The organism is Methanosalsum zhilinae DSM 4017, from assembly GCF_000217995.1.
GTDB classification, from domain to species: Archaea; Halobacteriota; Methanosarcinia; order Methanosarcinales; family Methanosarcinaceae; genus Methanosalsum; species Methanosalsum zhilinae.
Window position 1 is genome coordinate 1,373,753 of record NC_015676.1, and the last position, 23,351, is coordinate 1,397,103.

14 protein-coding genes are annotated in these 23,351 nt (G+C 33.2%); 6 read left to right on the plus strand and 8 right to left on the minus strand.

Translation table 11 applies throughout. From position 1 onward, the window contains the following. Positions 1–9: 9 nt before the first annotated feature. The 4 genes from MZHIL_RS06485 to MZHIL_RS10550 are packed head-to-tail and all read right to left on the minus strand — an operon-like array spanning position 10 to position 3,201. Positions 10–1,209: a hypothetical protein gene (locus tag MZHIL_RS06485; protein WP_013898572.1), complete on the minus strand. Its 1,200-nt coding sequence runs from the start codon at positions 1,207–1,209 to the stop codon at positions 10–12. A 40-nt stretch (positions 1,210–1,249) separates the two neighbouring features. Next, on the minus strand, positions 1,250–2,416 hold the full coding sequence (locus MZHIL_RS06490; RefSeq protein ID WP_172633393.1) for an ATP-binding protein: 1,167 nt from the start codon (positions 2,414–2,416) through the stop codon (positions 1,250–1,252). Between the two features lie 57 nt (positions 2,417–2,473). Next, a complete protein-coding gene (locus MZHIL_RS06495) occupies positions 2,474–3,046 on the minus strand; it encodes a hypothetical protein (protein ID WP_013898574.1) in 573 nt (190 codons plus the stop codon). Next, positions 3,046–3,201 (minus strand): ribbon-helix-helix protein, CopG family, encoded by a 156-nt coding sequence (locus tag MZHIL_RS10550; RefSeq protein WP_172633394.1) that lies wholly within the window; start codon positions 3,199–3,201, stop codon positions 3,046–3,048. The genes MZHIL_RS06495 and MZHIL_RS10550 overlap by 1 nt, the downstream gene beginning before the upstream one ends. Positions 3,202–3,312: 111 nt before the next feature. Here MZHIL_RS10550 and MZHIL_RS06500 point away from each other — a divergent pair, with 111 nt between their 5' ends. From MZHIL_RS06500 to MZHIL_RS06510, 3 genes are all read left to right on the plus strand, one after another. Continuing rightward, positions 3,313–4,599: an SPFH domain-containing protein gene (locus tag MZHIL_RS06500; RefSeq protein WP_013898576.1), complete on the plus strand. Its 1,287-nt coding sequence runs from the start codon at positions 3,313–3,315 to the stop codon at positions 4,597–4,599. A gap of 760 nt (positions 4,600–5,359) precedes the next feature. Then, positions 5,360–6,898 (plus strand): glycine betaine ABC transporter substrate-binding protein, encoded by a 1,539-nt coding sequence (locus MZHIL_RS10760; protein WP_245527528.1) that lies wholly within the window; start codon positions 5,360–5,362, stop codon positions 6,896–6,898. A 112-nt stretch (positions 6,899–7,010) separates the two neighbouring features. Then, positions 7,011–8,648 carry an emp24/gp25L/p24 family protein gene (locus MZHIL_RS06510; protein WP_013898578.1) on the plus strand — a complete coding sequence of 546 codons (1,638 nt, stop codon included), beginning with the start codon at positions 7,011–7,013 and terminating at the stop codon, positions 8,646–8,648. A gap of 583 nt (positions 8,649–9,231) precedes the next feature. On the opposite strand, the gene MZHIL_RS06515 is transcribed toward MZHIL_RS06510, so the two are convergent. The 3 genes from MZHIL_RS06515 to MZHIL_RS06525 are packed head-to-tail and all read right to left on the minus strand — an operon-like array spanning position 9,232 to position 11,336. Next, the gene (locus MZHIL_RS06515) at positions 9,232–9,954 is read right to left on the minus strand and encodes a hypothetical protein (RefSeq protein ID WP_013898579.1); all 723 of its coding nucleotides are present in this window, start codon (positions 9,952–9,954) and stop codon (positions 9,232–9,234) included. Between the two features lie 15 nt (positions 9,955–9,969). Continuing rightward, on the minus strand, positions 9,970–10,506 hold the full coding sequence (locus tag MZHIL_RS06520) for an NYN domain-containing protein (protein WP_013898580.1): 537 nt from the start codon (positions 10,504–10,506) through the stop codon (positions 9,970–9,972). A 5-nt stretch (positions 10,507–10,511) separates the two neighbouring features. Beyond that, the gene (locus MZHIL_RS06525; protein ID WP_013898581.1) at positions 10,512–11,336 is read right to left on the minus strand and encodes a hypothetical protein; all 825 of its coding nucleotides are present in this window, start codon (positions 11,334–11,336) and stop codon (positions 10,512–10,514) included. Positions 11,337–11,844: 508 nt separating this feature from the next. Here MZHIL_RS06525 and MZHIL_RS06530 point away from each other — a divergent pair. Both MZHIL_RS06530 and MZHIL_RS10630 read left to right on the plus strand, forming a co-directional pair. Beyond that, positions 11,845–14,853, plus strand: a complete 3,009-nt coding sequence (locus MZHIL_RS06530; protein WP_013898582.1) for a DEAD/DEAH box helicase family protein — start codon at positions 11,845–11,847, stop codon at positions 14,851–14,853. A gap of 81 nt (positions 14,854–14,934) precedes the next feature. After that, positions 14,935–15,099, plus strand: a complete 165-nt coding sequence (locus MZHIL_RS10630; protein ID WP_172633395.1) for a hypothetical protein — start codon at positions 14,935–14,937, stop codon at positions 15,097–15,099. Positions 15,100–15,105: 6 nt separating this feature from the next. Here the strand turns inward: MZHIL_RS10630 and MZHIL_RS06535 are convergent, their stop codons facing one another. Further along, positions 15,106–21,111 carry a DEAD/DEAH box helicase gene (locus MZHIL_RS06535; protein WP_013898583.1) on the minus strand — a complete coding sequence of 2,002 codons (6,006 nt, stop codon included), beginning with the start codon at positions 21,109–21,111 and terminating at the stop codon, positions 15,106–15,108. A gap of 137 nt (positions 21,112–21,248) precedes the next feature. On the opposite strand from MZHIL_RS06535, the gene MZHIL_RS06540 reads away from it, so the two are divergent. Continuing rightward, a complete protein-coding gene (locus tag MZHIL_RS06540; RefSeq protein ID WP_013898584.1) occupies positions 21,249–23,336 on the plus strand; it encodes a hypothetical protein in 2,088 nt (695 codons plus the stop codon). Positions 23,337–23,351 lie beyond the last annotated feature (15 nt).

The following is a 23,351-nucleotide window of genomic DNA, read 5'->3' on the forward strand; positions in this document are numbered from 1 at the left end:
TGTTTACTTCTAAATTTTAAATTTGTTAGTAATATACATAGAACTTCCAAAACCAAGTTCAATTATCCTATTTTCATTTAGTAGTCTATCAATCAGGTCTTTTGAAGATTTTAAATTCAGTCCAGTTTCCTTGGAAAGGTCATTCACAGTAAACTTTTCATTTTGGCCTAAAAATGTATTGATAATTTCATCTAAAGAATATATATTATCAATCTTGTTATGCCAGAAAGAAAAATAAGTACTGCAGTTCACATTTTGATTGAATACAATAACATCGTGGTCAAGTTCATATAACAATAGAATTAAGCGAGGATGCATATATTCTCTAGCCCAAATCGTAATATCTTTATTCCAGCTAGAATTGATAAGACATAATGTTAAATATTGATTCTTGGGAACCGAACTAGAAATTGATTGTACGTATTTAATTATTTGAGTTAGATCATTTATAGGGTACCATACAGTATTCAACTTAAGTTTTATATTCAAAATCCCATCTTTTATCTTTCCAGTAATACTTTCTGAGGATACGTCAACTATCCATTTGTTTGAACCAACATAATCACCATTGGGTGTCATCTCTGGCTGATGATCTGAGTATTTACATTCAAGGCAATTAATATAAGTATTTAATTTAGATAACGTTTGAGGGGTAAATTTTTCTTCAATATTTTTGTGGTCCATATTTGTGTCAGTAGTAGTAGTAGTAGAGAAATTATTAGTAAAAGTACTATTGTCAATCACAGAACAATTAATATTATGATCTTCATTACTAAGGTTTAAATTGGCTTTGCAATTAAAATTATCAACAACTATCTGCTCAATCTTAATTCGATTTTTTATAGTTTTTTCAAAATCAAATAGGTCCTGCTCTATTGAAAATGCATCAATATCCCTGGTAAGCATCTCCATAGTTTTAGCAAGTCTTGACGAAACATCTACAAGTTCGTGTTCTCTCTCATAAAACTGGTCAAGATCACCATCATCTGATCCAAATTTGTATGTATTAGCAGAATCCATATCTAATATTAGCTGAGAGATAAGAGCCCTGATATCCCTTAGTTTGCAGCTGGTTTCTATATCCTTATTATGATACGTTCTCTGGATCAGCCGTTCTACAGTTTTATGTGCTCCTTTTAGTGAATTAAACGCAATCTGAGTATTATTTTTTTGAATTTGTAGAAGCTCGCTAGGAACATTTTTTTTCATAGGCCAGACCTACCCTATCTTATTTTTATTATGTTTGATATTAAGCTACACGTTCAAGTATGTCTTTAAAAATGCTTTCTTCGCCGCTATTTTTTATTGACCTTTGAGCTCCAATATACCAACTTTTTATTGAGGGACTTCTACGCAGAATGACTGTAGTAAAATCTCTGAGCTCAATATTGCGTATAAGTCCACCTTTTAATGCTTCATTTAGTGGTATATCCGCTGCTTCCTTACAAATTGATGAAATATCAGCACCAGAATATCCCTCAGTGTTTGCTGCTAGCTCATCCAGGCATAAATGTGGGTCGATCGGTCTTGACTCAAGATATATATTAAAAATAGCTAATCTTGCATCATGGTCGGGTTCAGGTATGAAAAGAAGTTTACTAAACCTACCAGGTCTTCTTAGCGCGGGATCAATATTCCACGGTTCATTTGTAGCTGCAAGGACAAGAATATCACTGTCAATTTGCTCGACACCGTCCATTTGTGCTAGCAACTCGTTGACCATTCTTTTAGAATAGTCTTTACTATCACTTCTTTTCCCAGCAATAGAATCAATCTCGTCAAAGAAAATTATAGCCTTTTTCGATTTCCTGGCAGTCTCAAATATCTGTTTAATATTTTTTTCAGATGATCCTACCCATTTACTAACTATATTGCTGGTCTTTACATTAATGAACTCAGCATCACATTCTTTAGCAGCTGCTTTTGCCATAAGGGTCTTGCCACAACCAGGGGGTCCATATAGAAGTATACCTTCTCCTGCTTTTTGGCCATAGTGCTGGTATAGTTCTTTATGTGTAAATGGATATATCATAGCTTTACGAATATCTTCTTTTACATCATTTAATCCACCAATGTCATCAAAACCTATTTTTGGTATTTCTTTTAAAACAAAATCGCTTTTTGATATAGACTCTTCATCTTGTTGATCGTTGAAATTATGATTTTCAGTCTCAACCTTAGTTGAATTGGGTGAATTGCTCTTAAGTGACTGTGCTTTTGAAAATAGGTGTTGTGCAATGTCACGCTGAGTGTTACGTTCGGTTCTATCAGTATTTATGCTGGATGCTTCATTGTACAGTTTAGAAGACTTAAGGTACAGTTCTCTAGCTTTTACAAACTGTCCCTTATCTTCAAAATCTTTTGCAGCTTTTGAATAGCCCCGCGCTTGAGCAGCTAATTTTATAGCAGATGTCAATTGAGTACCCCACATACGGTTCCTTACTTATACTCATTAATTTACATTAAATCAGGATTACTCATTTTTTTCAATCTCAGAATTGATCTTTTTTGCTAGTTCATCCTGCTCAGAAGTTTCGCTACTAAGCTCTGCCAAAAGTTCAGACCTTAAAGAATCCTGCATGTCATTGAGTTCTTCACTACCTCCCATAGCTGCATCCATTGTAGTTGTCATCATTGTACTTGCAGTATTAACTTTATCCATCGACATACGGATGTTAGTAACAGCGCTTTCAAGCTTATCTGTATCAAATCCAAGTTGTTTTTGCCAATGACCTAGATCTTCTCCGATAGATACCACTTCTTTAAGGCCCATTTGCATTTCTATAACATCTTTCATAGACTGAGCCATTTCAACCATGCTGCTTATGGTATTAACTTGTCCTTCCACCAAAGAATATCTCCTTGACGCAACCCTGTACTCTCGGTCATTACCGCTAGCTAAAGCTTCTTTTGCTTCTTCACGCGCTTTTTTTTGTTTGGATTTAAGTTCCTTTTCTCTTGTGGTAAGTCTTTGCTCAGAAACTGCTAATTTTGTTTTAAGTTCATCAGGAGACACTTCTTTTTTGAAAGGGTTCTTAATATTCATTACATCTCATCCTCCATTTTGTTCTGTTTTGCATATCTTATGCAAATTTTTAGAGCCTCTGAACGGTTGATAGCTATTCCCATTTCCACTAATTTATCAAGATAATCCTTACTATCTTCTGAGACTCTTGCACTAACTGGATATGATCTACCCATATTTCTCACATTTAAATTTTTGTACCTACTGTATACAATGGAAAACATTATATATAATACTTACTAAATAATTATATCAAGTATATTCATTTTAAGGTGGTATTGTTAATAATGACATTCAAATGGCAACGTGACAAGGATGAAGTCGCGAGACTTATTCCTAAAAAAATAGTTAAAGGGATTTTCAATAAACAGATTATACTGTCACCAAATGAAAGAGCTGTTCTTGTCAAAAATGGAGTAGTACAGGAGACAATCACTGATGGTAAGCTAAGTATTGGTGGCTTGCTCAACTTTAGGTCAATTGGAAAAGATATTGATATTGTGTTATTAGACATTAGTCCAAAAGATATCTCATGGGAAAAAGAAGAGTTATGGACTGCAGATTCTCATAAGGTCAACTGTAAAGGTATACTAAGGCTCAGGATAATAGATCCTACAAAAACTTTCAAGATGCTTTATGGTCATATGGTTGCTGAAAGTGATAATGGAAAATCATTATCAACTAAAGATATCTATACTGTCTTCGAAAGTGAATTGCTTTCACATGTACTTGAACCTGAAGTGAGAGCCTTAAATGCCCAGGAACTTTATGGTAATAAAGACATACAAGTAAAGATGGAGAGCGAGCTTGAAGTAAAACTTAAATCAACTCTATCTCTATGGGGTCTTGAGCTTCTCAAATATAATCTACAATGGGACCTTGGTACCTATGAAGATATCATGCATGCAAACCAAGAGTTTCAAGTAAAAGAAGAAATTGATGAACTTGAGACTCTTGCTGTCGAGGGTGAAGCTGAAAGAACTGGAAGGCTGAATGTAGCTCGGATTCGAGCTGACCAAGCACTTTCTAGTGAAAAAAACAATTTTGTACGTGATCAGAAATATAAAGATGTTAGATCTCAAGTAGGTATTGAGAAAATGCAGTTCGAAGCTGATATACAACAAGCAAGAGAAGCTATCGCATTAAAAGAGGAGCTAAAACTTGCAAAAACTCGAGGTAAAAGGACAGAACTTGAAGTCGATCAAGATATGAGAGACCGTGAGCATGGTAGAGATCTTGAGTATTTGAGTAAACTCGCTGAAGCCGGTGGTCCCGAAGTAGCTAAGACTGTTAGTGAGGGTAGAGAGTTAAGTAGAATGACAGCAGAACAAATCGAAGCAATTGCTAAAGTAAAACAGAGTGAAGTCTTAGCTAGAGAGAATAAAATCGAGTTTATGAAAGAGGTAGAAGACCGTGAACGCATGAATTCATACAGGCGCCAGGAACTCGATGCTGCAATGATGTCTGCTGCAAATAGCAATGATAAGTATATAATTTCTAAAAAATGCTATGAATGTGGTACAAGAATATCTTCAGATGCAAGATTTTGTAGCCAATGTGGGAGAACACTCTAAAAATATTTATATAATTAAATTGTTTTATTTTTTAACTCAAAGAAATTAAGATTTTGATTCATTTATCAGTATCATTTATTATTCCTTATATATAAAAATAAATTAAATTGTAGTGAAGGCTTAAACTAGATTGATATGATTAAAGATGCAAATGAAAATAACCCTTTAAGCAACAGGACATAATAAGTTATAAAGTGATGACGAATTATCATTTTAATAAATACATAGATTGTGTCACCATTTTGCTGTAAACTCTTCTGTCTTTCACTTTACTTAACTAGTCAATATTTATCTGTACGTATCTATACTTAGAGCTTGGATTACTGATAGAGTAGTTCTTTTTTAAATTTAAGGAAATCGAACTATTCCAAAATATACTTATAGTCTGAAACTATCTACTTTTAGAAACAAAATGACAGATATTGACATTAAAAGAGGTTATGAGATTTTAACTGATAATAGTTTAAGGTTAGGTATTCGTATAACTAACAACACTAATTCAGTTATTAATAAAGTGCAAGTACTACTTGACTATAACGACTCTTTATTTCAGCTCATAGGTGAACGATTTCAGAGTGTTGATAGTATTCCCCCAACTGTTCCTAGAACACTCGAATTTATTCTGAAACCAATTGGATGTGTTCATAAAGAATATATTGAAGCCACCATTACATATCGTGATCAAGAATGGAAAAAGCATATCTTGACGATGGAACCTAAAGAAATTCATTGTGTATGCCCATTCTTACGAGCAAAACCAATGTCAACTTCTAAATTCCTAGAAATATTTTCTACAGGAACTTCGGTTGATAAAGGATTGAACATTGATGGGATTGGTATAGATAAGATTAGATCTATGTTCATGGAAACATGTAATAATCGGTTATACCAGGTTGCAGAGCGCAATATAGAAGACGGAAAAATCTTATATTTATCTAGCGAGTCCATTGGTGAGAAAGCAACTTATCTGCTTACTGTTTTGATTAAAGAAAATTCGGGTATTACTCAGGTAATGTTAAGGGCAGTTTCAGATAAAGAGCATGGATTGCATGGATTTGTTAATGAGATTATCACAGAAATACAACATTTAATATCTACACAAAATTCTGCAAAAGAGATTGGCCATATTAAGAACGAACAGGTAATAAACATTATAGATTCTGTTGTTCAAAGGAGTAATTTTGAAACCCGCGACAATAAAAAGAATATTAATGTCGAAGAGAGCATAATTCAAAGCAGTTCTTTTACAGGCCTTCCAAGTAAATCCAATTTTTCTGGAATGGAAGATATTAGTCTACATATGGATAAACCAGTAAAAAATGAAGATAATATAAATGCACTTTCTTCCCAAAAAGAATATGCAAATTACTCTTCAAAAAGAGGTTTGTCTTTAAAAGATTCAGGCAAATCAATAATTCCTTATATAGGTGCAATTGGACTTATATTGGTATCTTCAATTGTTTTTATTTCTTTCATGGGTTTTGAGCCTGTATCTGATGTAGATGTGAGTTCAAATTTAATGGCTCAAGAAAAAGATATGTCAGCTACAATTGGATATGTTACATGGGATGGAGAAGTTGCAAGTACAAATGTAATGAAGCAGGTACTTGAACAGGCAGGATATGATGTAGAGATCATAGCTGTGGATGCAGGACCTCTTTATCAGGGACTTGCACAGGGCCAGTTTGACTTTACCACCTCAGCATGGCTTCCACATACCCACGGTCACTACATGGACCAGTATGGTGACAACTTTGTAGAAGTATCCACAAATCTTGAAGGCTGTAAGATCGGTCTTGTGGTACCTCAATATGTAACTATTGATTCAATCGAAGAGATGAACGATGTAGTCGATGAGTTTGATGGAAGGATTGTGGGTATTGAACCAGGTGCCGGTATTATGACCGCAACCGAGAATGCAATTGATGTATATGATCTTGAATATGAACTTGTGGCAAGCAGCAGTGCAGGCATGGCTGCAGAACTCAGGACCGCAGTAGCCAATGATGAATGGGTTGTTGTTACCGGCTGGAGCCCTCACTGGAAATTTGACCGCTGGGAACTGAAATACCTTGAGGACCCAGAACTGGTCTATGGTGAGGAAGAATATGTTGCAACCCTTGCACGTGCAGGACTCCAGGAAGATAAACCAGAACTCTATGACATAATATCAAGATTCTACTGGACCCAGGATGATATCCAGTCTGTTATGATGGATATTGAAGAGGGAATGGCTCCTGAGGATGCTGCTGCAAAGTGGGTGCGAGAAAATTCTCATAAAGTTAATAGATGGATATGATATTATTTCAAAACCTAATTACATTAACATGCATCCTCACAGTTATTAAATAAAATTAAATAATATCAATCCTAAATAAATTTTAGAGTTAATCATATATTTGGAGAAATCCATGGCGGATATTGATATTAAAAGAGGGTATGAGATACTGCCAGACAACAGTATCAAATTTGGAATTAGAGTCACTAACAATACGGTAACTACTATTTCTGAAGTTGAAACTATTTTGGATTACTCGGAAGAACTTTTTAAATTAGAGGGGGTCAAAATTAAACGGTTAGGTCAGCTTCCACCAAAATCTGAACGTACTGCTATATTTATCTTAAAACCATTAACATGCATTCATAATGAAAAAATCACGGCAACCGTTCTTTACAAAGATTCTAAGTGGGAACTGAACGTTGAAAAGATGAAAAGTAAATGTGTTGATTGCGTTTGTCCTTTTCTAAAAGAGAAACAATTAAGCCGAAAACATTTCATTGAAAAAAACTCACATGGAAAATCACTAAAACAATATCTTTATTTTAAAGGCATTTCTACCTCTCACCTGATCTCACTATTAAACGATGTTTGTGCTAATCGCTTATATAAAATTGAAGAATTTGAATTCAATGATGGGATAATGGTATATTATTCTGCCGAGTCAATCAGTGATAATGTAGATTATCTATTAACAGTTTTTGTAAAAAATATAGATGATCTTTGCGTAGTATACTTTAAAGCAGCATCAAATAAAGAGCATGGTTTATCAGGCTTCTTGAGCGAGATCTCATCAGAACTTAATCAAGTTGTTAGTACTGTAAAAAGTGCACAGGAAATTAGCTTTGTAAAAAAAGAAAATATAATCAACATTAAAGATTCTGTAATTCAACGAACAAATTTCAATAATAATCAGGATGTTTCAAATCTATGCATAGAAGATAGTGTTATACAAAACACTCATTTTTCTTCAACTAAACCTTCTAATAGCATAGACAATGAATATACAAGTCCCTTCGAATCCATTGAATCAGAAAACTCTGGCACAAATAGTGAATATTTTAGCGAAAAAAAGAGAGCAAATAATTTTGACAATAAAAAAACTTTTTTTTCAATATTCTTTCTACTTGTTATAATTTTGTCCATGGTACCTTTATTCGAAACCACATACGAAGTAAAAAAACCGATCTACACAACTGAAACATATATCAGTACTGAGCCACAAGAAAAAATCGAAACTTACATAGAACAAGAACCTTATGAAGTTTTAGAACAAGATTCGCGTACTATAGTTGATGAAAAAAGAACAGTTAGACCTGGTTACTATCTTTATTTTAAAAGATATATAGATAGTGATAGCAAAGTTAAAAATACTATCACTGGCAAAATTGTTGAAACTGCAGGCTATGATATAAATTTTTTTGTTTTCGATGAAACTAATTTTAAAAATTGGGCAAGTGGCTCTTCTTCTTCAAGGTACGTTAGTGCTACAAGAGTTAGTTCACATAATTTCCAATTTACTCCAAAGCAATCTGGGAACTATTATTTTGTCTTAGATAATCGATATTCATGGTTCACTAATAAAGTTCCTGAGATTACGGTTGAATGGAAATATGAGCACATTTTAACAAAATATCGAGATGTTGAAAGAGAAAGAACAATAATAGAATATGTAGATGTTGAGAAAGAGAGGGAAGTCACAAAATATGTTGCTGTTCAAGATAAGAAAAAGGCAAATTTAATTGAACTCTTAGTCGCTCATGATTGGTAAGATAGTCCAACATGAATCCGTATAGAGTTTTATATCAAATTTTTTTATATGCTTATAATTTGTAGATGTTAGATGTTGTATGCTTCACTTTGTGTTGCAAAAAGCGTATCTGGAGTTTTGAGAGTAGTTCCTACTAAAGAAAACATAAGTTGGGCACAAAAATATTTCCCCTGTTTGACTTTGAGATGTACGCCCGCAAAAATGGTTCTTTTTTTTTGAAAGAAAGTATGGAGAAGATATTAAGTTCAGAAAATTTTGAAGTCAGGTAAAAAATCAAATGCAAAATAATAATATCGAAAGGCACAACTGATTTTATAATTGTTATCCAAATAAGCACATCTACTGAGCTTTAATTTGCATCCTTCACATATTTTACATTCATTTTGTCAAATCAAACATTACTCTAAGTGTCCAAAATATTATAAGAAATATTGACAATAATGGGAAGGCGAAAAATAAATAATGCCTCATTATACAGGTTTGACGGTTTTAAACTAATTTTAAATAGAATTTCTTCTAGCATATTTCAAATTTTCATTTTCTTGCCAAATAAACTTATTTAAACTGTGGGTTTCGGGTTAAATCATATCTTCATAAAATACTTAATATACCAATTATCCTCAATATCATAATATCCGATACAAACAGATTCTAAATTTTTGAAACTGATTCTATTAAGCATGTTCTGGATTTGCGTTAAAGAAACCTCTGTTTCCTTATCATACAAAAATATGATTCTGGGTAGTATATGTCCGTGGTAATTCTTTATTATCATTTCTTCAAAGGACTTGTCAAATCTCTTTACTTTGTCAATTACAGTTTCGGGTGTTGTTTTGGTTTCAAATTCAATTATATTAGTTATTGAGAAGGCTGAATTTGTATTTGGATCATGCAGACAATATATTATATCAGGCAATATCAATCTTGACTCTCTTGTGCATGGATATGGTAGGCTGTTACTTCCCATTACTTTTTTCCAGTCCAGTTGATTGGATTTTTTAGTAACGGTTTTCCTGATTTTATCAAGCGCGTCATTGTGGGACAATTGTTTTGTAGTACAATCTTTGTATCCTTCACTACCATTTAATGTAATTGTAGCTTTGTGTGTCAGGCACTCCCTTTTCAATGAATGTGGACGATTGTGCTTTAGACACCAAAAATATTGTGGAGTTTCGGAATTTGTCTGATCTAAATCAATGTATTGTTTGTGATCCTCCCAAGTTTTCTTTTTTGGTCTGTGCCATGCTACCTTATGTTCTGTACTACATAACGAACAAGAATAATACATTTTTTTATTTAATTCCATGTTAATCATCTTCTTTTATTGAGCAAAGTATTCTTTTAAGCGATACATTGTTACATAGTCTAAGTATTCCACATTATCATATTTTGCACATTCATCAATCATTAACTGGGATGTTGTATCCTGAATTCCGACTACAACGATTTGTTTTTGTAGTTTATACATGGAAATATGACGGACAACAGGAACGAAATCTTTATCTCCACTCACCAAAAAAAATGTGTTGATATGCGGCTGTTCATACAATATTTTTAACATATCGCAAATAATCATTGGGTCTGCAAGACTTTTTTTATCTCCACCAGGAATTTCAAAAGATGGAGCATATTCAGTCTTGATACCTTTTAAGTAAAGATTGTATTGTAGACTACGATTATGTTTGCGTGTAGTATCTAAGTATAGATTGCTTAACACAATATGGCCATATTTTTTAGCTTCATCTACTATAATGTCAAAGTCACAGTATGTGTTGATAGCTTCATGTGACCCAATGTTAATATTGTCATAATCAATGAACATGGCGACATTTGATCCATCTGTTTCTGAGCTAGCCATTTGGATCACTCCAATTGTGGATTTGAATCAAAATAATTCCTACATGTTTCAGCAATGAATTCTTTCCTTGATTTATTATCTCTGGCTAATTCAATGACCGATGAAAGTGGCATAGGCATTGACAATGTGATAACTTCGGACTGCTTTACCCGTATTTTAAGCATTTCTGCAAGCATCCTGGAAATTGAACATATTATGTCATATATTTCAAGTTCATGCGAATAAATTGCCGAATTTTGATAGTCATCATTAGAAAGAGATTTTCTGACCAAGTTTGCCTTTTCATTTGCATCAAAAGAATCCGGAAGTAAATCACTATTAGAAACTAAAGTGTCATAAATGATTTTTTGTACATCTTCTAAGTATTCCAAGTTAGTACCTTGGAAAAAAAGACCATCATTTATAATCTCAATTCCATAGGTACCCAGGTCTAAAATTCTACCATTATCGCTTAAAACATCATTAAATATAGATTTAAATTCGGATGCATAATCACTTAATTTATATATTTCCTCAAAAAACAAATCATATGCATCGCCACCATACATAGAATCATTCAAATAACTATCAATAAGTCTATTACTATCAATGGAATCATCGTACAGAGCATCAAAAAAATCTTCTACCTCATCTAAATCTTCCAGAATGAAAAAACCAATTTCATATTCTATAGTGCACGTACTATTTTCAGAAGTAAGGTCAAAGACACAGTAGGCATATTGCTCAGTAAAGTTGCCATCAACGATGCGAATCAATTTATCAGTTAGGTTTACAGCATCTTTTTTGTCTATACCTCTCTCAGAACATTCTTTGAGGAAGAGTTCTCTCATGTATTTTTGGATGTAATTATGAAATGTTCCAACTATTGCATAATCGAGGCCTATACCTTAATTCCATCAAAATAAACTCCTGTTTTTCTGATTGAGCCCTTTTAAAGACGCAAATAAAATAAAATTTATCACATTCGGTCTATCAAAAATAGCGGTTGATAGAGTTCTAAATAATCTTAATTATTATTTCTACAACAAAAAAGAAGTTTTGAAATAGGTTCATTAGAAACAAAGACCATCTTTTTAGTAACAGCTTTTAATTTAGTGCACCAGAAAATCTTATTTTTACTTCACCTTAAGATCTCATGTATTGTGGATTTTGCAATAAAAAAGTGATTTAAGTTTACTGAAATGAAGAATTCAAACTAACCTGAAGTTATTGCTATAAGTTACAACAGTTAGGTTCCTAAAACATTTTCATAATGTTTATATTCTATAAGCATATAAATTTTATTTTGGTATTAAAAAAATATTGTGTAACTTCAAATGGAATTATGGAGTTGGGGTATTGGAGTTAAACCGTGATTGTGATTCTGGGGTAAATGAAAATGAATACAGATCTCAGCAGCAACTAAAGAGTCATTCAACTGATAAAAAAAGTGATGCTGTAAATTATTCCAATGAAAAGGAAATACTTCAGAGAATTGAAGATTTATTGACCGATATCATAAAAAAGAAAACTGAGTTGCAGCTTGATACTTTCTTTAATCATTTAAATGATGAACATGAGAGTTATTATAATTACGGTCTTGGTTTATTCTATTTAAAGCAAAATGACAAGAAGAGGTCATTGAAACATCTTTTATTCTCATACGACCAATTCAAAGCCACTGATAAATATGTCAGTGCCGCAATTGCATGTTCGAAAAGCATTGAGCAGAATCCTAAAAATGCTGAATTGCATAGAAGGATGGCAGAGATGCATCATCAATATGGTGCTTACAAAAAATCACTTGACTCGTATCTTGAAGCTATAGAGATATACAAGCAACAAAGAGAATGGACAAAAATAAAAAATCTATGTAATATTGCAGAATCGATCGATTCAAATAATCCTCTAATTTGTGAGATGTATGGGTATGCTTACAAGAACACTGCCGGAAAAAAGCCTGAAGCTATAAGCTACTATGAAAAAGCAAAGCAGATATATCTTAACTGTGGACAAAAAAAAGATGCTGAAAGGTGTAACAAAATAATGAATGAGATAATGTCAAGTTCGCGGGTTCAGGAACTTGATATTTCATATTTCACATCATATAAAAGAGATAACATTAATACAGTAGCTATAAGTGACGGCATACCTGTTGATGAATGGATAAACAGTAATCATACCAGTTCAAATGTATTAAAATTAGCCGAATCTGATGATATGCTATTGGATTATGATATTTATAAAGTGGATCGATCCATATGTCTTACCTTGGAAAGGACCAATGGAAGTTATAGACAATCATATTCAAAACTTGAGGATTTTTTCTTAAACCTCTTTTTCGAGATGCTTAGTCTAAGACAAGAGTCCTTTAATGATAGTAACAAGAGTTTCAACTATGATGAGTATTATACCGTGAAATCAGAATTCCTTGAGTTCAGGCAAATAATAAATCAGGCATTGGGTCAGGCTTACATGAACCAGGATTCTAGTTCTATTGGCACGATCTATACCACCCCTGCACTCTCATTATTGAAGAAACTGCTCAAATCAATTGACCCTGACCTTAATGAGGTACAGCTGGAATATATTGAGCAAGCTAAACATATTGCTGTACCAGGGAGTGCTTTATTTTACTTAGAACTGTTCACTCAATTAAAAAGAAAGGATATTATCTTAAAACTGCAGAGGTACACCAGTGATTATGGTTATAATGAGATATCGGGTTTGATTGATATACCTGTACTCCTTCTCAAACCATGGGACCATCAACTGGAAGCTTTCAAAGCATGGAAGAACAATCGATCAAGAGGAATAGTTGAAATGGCTACTGCAACTGGTAAGACTGTAGTCGGGTTCATGGCAATAGAAAATTTAGTGAACACAAACCAAAAGAATAGAAAAATAATTGTTCGGATAATAGCAAGTTCTACAGCTATACTGAACCAATGGAGACGTGAACTCATAGAGAAAATGGGGTTAATGGCAGATCCGAAATTAGATTATACATCCAGTATAATCTGTAAGGGTGCTCATATTAATTTCCAAACAGTTCAGCTTGTTATGAAAAGACCCGAGAGTTATGCATGTGATCTTTTAATAGTGGATGAAGTACACCATTTTGCTGCGGAATCTTTCAGAAACGCCTTAAAAGTTCCAACACCCAGAAAAATGGGTCTTTCAGCTACAATTGAAGGTAAAACTAAACTAGATTATTTGGCTAAATATCTGGGTCCCATAATTTATAGGTTCGACCTTGAAAGTGCAATTAAAGCCGATATACTCCCTAAGTTCGAGTGGAAATTGAATGTGGTATACCTTTCAGTAACAGAAGAAGAGGATTTTGAACAAATATCAAAACAGATATTATCATTATTCAACCAAGTTTCAAAGGATTATGCTACTATCAGGAAGATAAGTAAATCTGAGATTACTATCACTAACTTATATCATTTTGTAAGATTAACTGAAATTGCTAGATATAAAAAAATAGGATTGCCAGATGAATGGAAGGCACTGCAGGCTAAATTGCAGGAAAGAAGGTGGATCATCCATAGGTCACAACCTAAGATCAACAAGGCAATTGAACTTGCTTCTTACTATCTGGAACTAAAAAAGAAAATAATCCTTTTTGTCATGGATATTAATACTTGTGATCTGGTGGCCAGTGAACTAGAAAAGAAATACTCGAATGTTTATGTAGCACATTCCAGAATGAAGGATGCTAATAGAAGCATACTATATTTCAAGAAGGCGGCTTCGGGGATACTCATTGGAGCTAAGATGCTTGATGAAGGTATTGATATACCCGATGCAGAGGTTGGGATAAATGTATCCTCTACTGAATCCAAACTACAGCTTGTACAGAGGCTAGGTAGAGTATTAAGGAAAAAAGAGAATAAAATTCCGATATTCCATCATTTCATTGGACTACCTTCAACTGGCTCTTATGTGAATTATGAAGATAATATCAAGTTTATGGAAGAGCTGTCTAATATCCAGGATATTGCGCTTCATTTAGGTGTTGAGACGGAGATGAATTACGAGACTGATCAGCTCCTAGATGTTCATAACAGTGCCGAAACAATGGTCCATGAAACTAATTTTGGTGATAAGGTAGGTACTTTATATTTAGGTAATATTCTAAAACAATTTAAAGAAAAAGAAGTCCACCAAACCATATTGAGACGATTGGGCCTATTTGATCCTGATAAAAAGATATCAGATGAGGAATGGAGGCAGATAGTGCGAGAAGCGTTTGGAATTAAAGATGAACTATACTTGAACGTACCTGGATATTGGTGGGTGCTTGTTATCGGAGATAGGAATGCTAAGAAGATATCAAAGCTGCTAAAGAGTCGGTGTTAGTAGATAGAGAATAGTTGGAACCAACAATTACTCTAAGTCATTTATGGAAAAGACTTAGTTTCCTGAGATGATACCTTAAAGATGTCTCATAAGAAATCTCAGGATAGTGTTTTGATACAGAATGAACTGGACTTTATCCACTGCCATACATATAGCAGTGTAGAATATATCTTTGGAGCTAAGTTGACCGTTTATCTTGATATCGATATTATTGGAAATATGCAGCAATTTAAATCAACATATTAGAGCTAGTTATATTATATTTCCATTTTCATTTGTACGATGACACCAACTGGGTCTCCGTAATAAATTGAAAGTATCAATGAATTTAGGACTCTCATCCCTATCACCTTTTAATTCATTTATTGCCTCTTTAAAAATACCCGTTGGGTTATTTACATCCCATAATGGATGAACTACTAATGCTGAATATGAATCTGTAAAAATACATGGAAGTTTCCCTCTTAGCTCAACATTACCATTGAATGCAAAAGCATAACTTTCAGCCTCCCTATAAATAAAATTTAACCAATCATTCCCATAAATATTGGTAAATTCAGGATAATGATAGTCTGCTTCTTTAAGCCCACAGGAATATGATGATGATTGTAGTACCCTAAGGTATGAAGTACCTAATCTCCAGTCTAACAACCCGTGGTAATGCATGTTCCTATATGACATAATGCAATTATAACATGCAGAATCACAACTATTAGCATGCTTTTCAGAGAATAATTGAGATGAGAAGGAACTGGCATACTTTGGATGCAATATATCATCTAGAATATGTTCAAAATTATCATTTATCCAGCTTGCAAAGCCTGAACCGTTCTGTAACCTATCGCTCAATGTAATATCCCCAACATATATGTTGGAAGCAATCTCAGCTCGCTGGAAATTACAAAGTTCTATTTCCTCTGTATCTATGTCCAGTAAATTTGAAAGATAAGATTTTATTATAAAACTAGCTGAGTAAAGTGCCGCTCTAACACCACCAAAAACCATATAGTTTGCTTTTGGTCCAGTGATATTTTTCACTGGGTCCAAGGTGATACCAGGAATGATTTTTTTGGGTCTAATTTTAAGGACATCGGTTATTTTACTTGAAGCAAGTCCAATCTTTTCAAAATTAATATTTGAAATGTCTGATTCATCGGCAACCTGGTCAATATACTCTTTTGCTATCCATTGATTGTTAAACCTTAAATAACGTCTTTCATTGATTTTTTGAGTATCTGAAAGGTCATCATTTGAATATCTATTTTTGTTGGTAGTAATGGTGGCTCCTTCAAAAAGTAGTCCATTATTATCATTTATCGACCATGTATGGCATGCGGGTTCAAAGCTGGTTTCACAATTTAAGCCATTTCTTTCATTGAATCTTGGATTTCTAATGTCAGCTAACGATAATTTAAATTTGAAGCTACTAGTAGTGAATTTCTTTTTTTCATTACCTAATGAAAAATTAGTTCTGAATGCAAGAGGTGTAGCAATTTCTATAGATTGAACAAGCTTCTCATCATTTGCTTTACAATAAGGACAAACATATTTCTCTTTGCATGGTAGATTATCAACTTCCACTCGTCCACACACTTTACATCTACTTAAACACCATCTATATGGGAGAGGAGGCGCTGTAGGATTCACCAGATTCCATCCACCTTTATGGCTGTACTTGATTGGTTGTGTGAAGCCTATTGCAGTATGAACAGCCTTATCTTTAGTTTTTTGGGCACCCGGTGCAAAATCACTGATTGCAATTTCAAGGTCTCGATCTATGACCTTAGCTTTCTTCTTTTTAAACCCATGATAGAGCAACCTTTGTTTTGAAGGAAGACCATATAAGGGAAGTATTCCTGCCTCTGAAAGCCTTTCTGCAAGGGAAACACTTGTAAATTCTTGATTATTTACAGCTGAAGTGATTAAATCAGGTAAATCATCACTTAGATAATCTAATAGCTCGCTCTCAATATCAGGGTCATTAGAATCTATAAGGGCTAATATTATTGACTTTTTAATATCTAATGTCATAGAATTGCTTTTATCAAGCCAGGAGCTTATTTTTGGTCCAGTTTTGTCCCATGTCAGATCTGATTGAGTAGAGTTTTCGGCATCTTCAAGAAATGCATACCCAAATTCTCCATGAATGTCGCCTTTATTCTGACAATGCCACCACCTAATACCTATAGCATAAAAAGCGACTTTTAAACATTCTTTGGATAGCAGTCTTTTGACTATTTGAAGCTGGTCTTTACCCGTGGTTATAAAAGGAACTGGTGGCGGGTCTATTATGATTCTTTTTGGATTTTCGTAATAATAATCGTCATGAGTTCTACCTCCACGACAAAGGGTCAAAGCTATTGAGAAAGGATGCTCTCTTCTTCCTGCTCTACCCACTCTTTGTTGGTAATTGAATCTTTCTGGTGGCATGTTGGCAAGCATAACTGATTGTAAGGTTCCAATATCAACACCTACTTCCATTGTTGTAGTCACACTCAACATATCAATAGTATTTATTTTTTCATTATAACCATCGTTATCAGATTCCAAGAAAAAACCACGGAAAAGCCTTTGTCTCCCATGTTGATCATCCGTTTGACCTGTGAGCTCTTCACAATGGAGTCTTGTAGGTTCACGACCTTGAATTGCTGGCAATGCAAGATAGTTAGATGCCCAAATATCATGACACTTAGCCGTTGGCTCTTTAGCTAGTTTTGATTGACAATTTGAGCACACACCTGCTGAAAAGTGTAAATGTATTCTTCCACAGTTGGAACAAGTCCATACAGGATCATTTCGTTCACTTGATTTTATCCAGAGTTCTCCTGTAATCAAAAATGCTTTATTGTGTCCAGCTTCTTCAATAGTTCTATAAAGAACGTCTAAAAAAACACTTTCTTCAACACAGCGAGGATACTTTTTTACGACTTTAGTAACATAATGCTTTACTTTTGGCAATCCAGATTCAAAGCTGTGAATATTATAATCTCTATATTGAGGATTTGAGTTTTCATGCCGCCATTGGTCTCCTAAAATACGAATAATAGATGAGCAAATTTGTTCTAATGATAGTGAATCAATTCCACATTCATTAGCAATTTCATCCAAACGTTCTTCAGTAAAGCCAACTGTAGGATAACCCAATCCAGATGATTCAAAGTTAAAATATAATCTATCAAATAGAATTCGTGCAATTTGGCTTCTAACGGATTGATACATTCTATTTTTTTGAGCAGTAAAATCAGGCGAATATATCTTTTTCCAGGTAAGATTGTTTAAATCAAATAACTCATGCCATGGTTTCCATTCATTATTCCATTTAAAGTATTGATCTTTAATAGTAGGTCCAGCAGGGTTAATACCCAACTGAATCATGTCATGAATTAGAACACCACATGTCTCTTCGCTGGAATTTGGTGGTCTATCGATTAAAGAAGATAATTTTATTTTGTTTGTCTCAGATGTCTTTTGAAGAGTGGATAAATCAACTTTTGCAAGTTCTGCCTTTTCTTTAAATAATTCCTTATAGACCTCATTACTTTCATTTGCAAATATCTCTATAGTTTGATATTTCTCAAATATTTCTTTAGCTTTAATATGGTTCTCACGGATAAAGTCCGTTATTTCACATGTATTTTCAATCTTTTCTGATTCAATCATTGAATATAGAATGTCAAAAGTGATGTCAACTATTCTTATATCCTTGTTCAAATTTTTGATGAAATTTAAAAAAGTATAAGATGAATTGGTGGAATTTCTAATATGTTTTACAAATAAATCTCTAAAAAGCTCTGAGAAGTGGCTTGATTCGATGTCTAAAGCCAAGTCTGCGGCATCCTGGCGACTGTCTGAGAAAATAACAGTCTTTCTCAAATCTTCTGGGAGCTGTGTGAACATCTCTTTTGCCAGTAATTGGCTGACTTTCCCAAATCCTGTCCTAAAAGAGCGAACTGGTGACATGAGACTAGTAGTTTCACTACTAGATTTACTGTAATCAATCCCACAGTTAGCACAAATTGATGGTAGTGCTGAAAATAACTCAGATATTTCTGGGTTATCTAGCATAAAGACATATCCGCTAACAAAACCATTATTTCCATAAGCTATATTCTTCGTACTTCTATCGATAACAACCCTACCAGTTTGAGGGTTCAGATGTGCTCTTTTCCATTTTGAGTAAGCTACTCTCCCATTTTTAGATCTGTGAGGTTTTTCTTTCTTAGCATTATCATTTAGTATTTGATTTCCAGTGGGCCAAAATATAATATGTTCAAAATAGGTTTTTTGTGTTAGAAAAGGATTGGACATTTTCTCAGGAATGCCCTCAATATCGGGATCAGTCGGTAATATTTCAAATTCAGTATCACTAACTTTGAGTCTGTTTCCACCATAATATAAAGTTCCACAATGTTCACAATAGTAAACAGCTAAAACTCGAAATCCGTCATTATCAGTTATTTGCGGTTTAAGATATAGTTTACCTACAGTCCTATCATCTTCATAATTAGCAATATTAGTAGATGCCCAGAGCCCATCAATATTCCTTACAAACCAATGAAATCTAAATGTTGGAAGATTCGAAGTCTTGGTTCTTATTCCATCTGTATTTTCATTACTTATATATTTATTACATAATGAACGGGCAACAAACAACCCACGTGTAGCTTTTTCAAGAACGTCTTCGCTATGGTCTCCAAACAAATTATACCCAAACTTCAATAAAGGAACAGCAGGAACATTTTGTGAGAGGTCACAAGAGTGAGACAATCTTTTTTTCATCTCAAGAGATGGGGATTCCATAACTTTTACAAGAGAATTTAAACCGTTGTTAGTATCAATATCAGGGTCAAAAAAAAGTGCAAAATCTATCATTTCGTCTTCTTTTGGTAAACGATTGGACTCAATCAGTTTAGTGAAAGGAACAGGGTTCAAATGCTTATCCCCTTCTATTTCAGTAACTTGCTCTTTCTCACCACATATTATGTTGAAGTCACAGTTCTTACCAAAAAAGTCATCCAAAAACTTCCTGCTCTTTTCGTCATCACTTTCAATAGATGCACTTGATGAAATTATTCGTAACTGCGGATGACCAGGTTTTAGATCCAAGCGTCTTAAAAATAATTTCAACAGATAGCTAATCTCTGCTCCTGATGTACCTCTATATAAGTGGAGTTCATCTATTACTAAATGGAAGATATTATTTTTATCTTTTTCAAGCCACTTTCTTGTTTTTTTAAAAATTTGCTCATCTTCCTCTCGCATCATCATTACGTTAAGCATAGAAAAGTTAGTAACTAAAATGTCAGGTGGTTGCTCTTGCATATCCCATCTAGACCTCATTTCAGCGCCGTTCAAGCTTGGCCAGAAATATCTTATTTTATCGTAATCAGATGACTGAAATGTATGTAGTTTCTTTGATGCTTTTAGTGCTTCATGATATTGTTTTTCATTCTCACGTAATATTTTTTGTAAATGTTCGATTTTTTTCTTGTTAGGAGTACGTTTTCCACTTGAAGTATATTTATACTCGTGTCCAGGAACAGGCGTTGAGCTATTGTAACGACCAAAATAAAATAGATTACCATTCCTTGTTTTTTCAAGTAAGCTTTTAATATTATCTGAATCTAAAGCTTTCCTAAGTCTTGTAAGCTGATCTTCTACAAGTGCATTCATTGGATAGATTATTAGTGCCCTTAACGCTGCATCTCTATTTTCATGTTCACGTTGTGGCACTCGAATTGAAACTTTATTCTGGTTATTATTGCATTCCTCAATCCATTTTTTATTGCTCCACCAATTTTTATAATTTGGATGGGGGGGTTTTGGTCTTGTCCAGTTCTTAGACTCTTTTATTAGCATGGCAAATATAGGTAAAAGAAAAGCTTCGGTCTTTCCAGATCCTGTTCCTGTTGTTATTATACAATTATTCCCATTTAATGAAGATTTTAAAAGCTCTATTTGATGATCATAAAGTTCAAAATTCCCTAAAAGACCGCATAACGTAATTTCTTTAAAATCATTAATTAATTTCTCGTCCATACCTGGTAAATCATCAATAACAAGATCATTTGGAGTTTTACCAGAAGATTTGTATTTTTGAACGACTTCAACCCATGGTTCCTTATAGACGTTATCATTAGACATAAGTAGCTTCTTTCTTTCTTCTTCAACTGAAGGGAAGCGGGAAAAAAATCTAGTTTTAATATATAGAATGAAGTTTCCTTTAATTGTATTAAAACTACCAATTGGATCGTCCATTGAAATCAACTCATTAAAACAATACTACATTTACCATAATATTTTTAAGTGAATTGGTATATATAAAAATATTGTTTAAATAATGCAGTTTCAATGGGGATTTTTATCTGACTGATAAACCTGTAATAGAAGATTTAATGAAACGCTCTATCCTGATATATAGAGAAGAAAATATTGAGATCTCAAATGCAGAAATAGAGTTAGTCAGACAAGTCTATCGAAATATTCGAAAGAATAGAAGAGCTGGGTTGATAATAGATTTTAGTGAAGATAACAATTTGTTGTTAAGGCTGATAGTTTCTGAACTTATGTATAAATATTATGAGTTAAAAACGCCATTTGCATTTATTACAGATAGTACAGGAAAGCGATTTGTGAATGAATCCTTAAAAGAACTTAGAACTAAAAGAGATAGTTCTAGTCTTTATAGACTACTAATTCAAAATCCTATCAAACAAAACAAAGTGTTCGACATAAACAGAGATACTAAAAATCTAAAAATATTTAACTATTTTATATTTTTTAGAGTTCCTAATATTTTTGAGTCTCTAAATGAATTTTATGGTCATAAAGTTTTGATTTTAACTAAAAGAGACAAAAATAAAGTTGGTGACAGAATAAAATCCATTGTGTCAGACTTAAAACACAGTGGTTGGGCTTACCTGGAAGTAAGTGTTAAAAATAAAAATAAAAGACAGATTGAGAAAGATGATGTTAAAATTAGTTTAATAGATGATCACGATTTAAGCTCCTTGCTAAAAGAAATACTGGACGCACTTTCGAATTCTAATGGGTCAACTAATGATATAGAGGCACTAATAAATTTCTACTTTACTTTACCAATAAAGCTCAAAAGCTATAACGAGTTGCAGTATGAACATACTCATAATAGCAATTTAGAACAATTGCCTAGTGAACAAATAGCAAAAAATAATAAATTGTGTCCACGAGACTCATTGATGTTTAACCTTCTATTTCAAAAAATGGAAAACCATCTATTAGATACAAATTTAAAATTTAATCATGTTCTACTAAGAGCAAAAGCTTTAAATGAGCTAGGTAAAACTGTTTCGCTTTTACTTCCCAATAGAAACTATTCAGAAATGTTTAGTGAGGTTATTGCAGATACGGACTATAAAAATATAATTGAAGCCGACAATATTTGGTATCCTGAGCTGATATCCCGAGATGTATTGATGGATGAAATCATAATTGATACGATCATGATTCCTTTTGTTCCTTCTAATACCGTATTAGATGATGTGTTAACCATTGCAGAAGACGTGATTTTTGTACTTTATCCTGAAGAAGTTCTCATTCTGGAACATTTTACTAATATGTCTCAAGATGATAATATAATGCACGATTCAACAGAGTTCAATTCAAATCTTAAAATTAACCAAAGGGGCTGTAGTTCTACTAAAACTTCTAAATTTACAGATTTAAAAAAATATATGAATAACAACTTTAGAGATTTTAAAAGGGGTTTTCATTACACTTCATATAGTGGATTTTTGCGAAGTCTCGATGCTGATGACGACATTGAAGAAGTATCAGACTTGGATGATATGAATAGGTCAATTAATTATAAAATTATTTGTGCTGAAGGAAATATTATAGAATCTTCAAGCTTAGAACATGTTATTCTTTTCGAAAAAGGTTTTTATTCCCCAATTTATGCTAGTAAACTAAAGAAGAACCAAGAGTTTATAGTTATTAGTTCAGAGACTAAATTAAAGTATCTAGAGAGAGAAATTGAAAGTCACCGTAATAATAGACTACTATCAAATATGGAATATGAAAGTTTGATAGGTTATATTGCAGAATGGAAAAGTGCACTTAAATCTGTATTAAAAGAATATGAATTAAAGGAGATTTATAGTAAATTAAACCATGATGGTTATAGATATAACTATGTAACTATCAAAAACTGGTTTAAAGGACTTGAAAATGACCCTAAAAAATCTGCAATAAACTCAATACTTAATACTAATACTAATATAGGTCCACGAGATGAAGAAACTATTAAAATTTTTGGGGAAATTTTTGATTTACCTCAATTGATTCAAAACTATCGGTTTATTAGTGCTTCTATGAAACATTTTAGAACAAACAATCGCATTGCTGGAAGGAGAGCAATGAAAAATATAGTTATGGATCTCAAACAAGGAAACCTTGAGTTACCAAAACATAAAGTAAAAAAGATAACTTCTAAAGAACAATAAAAAAATAGGCTCTGT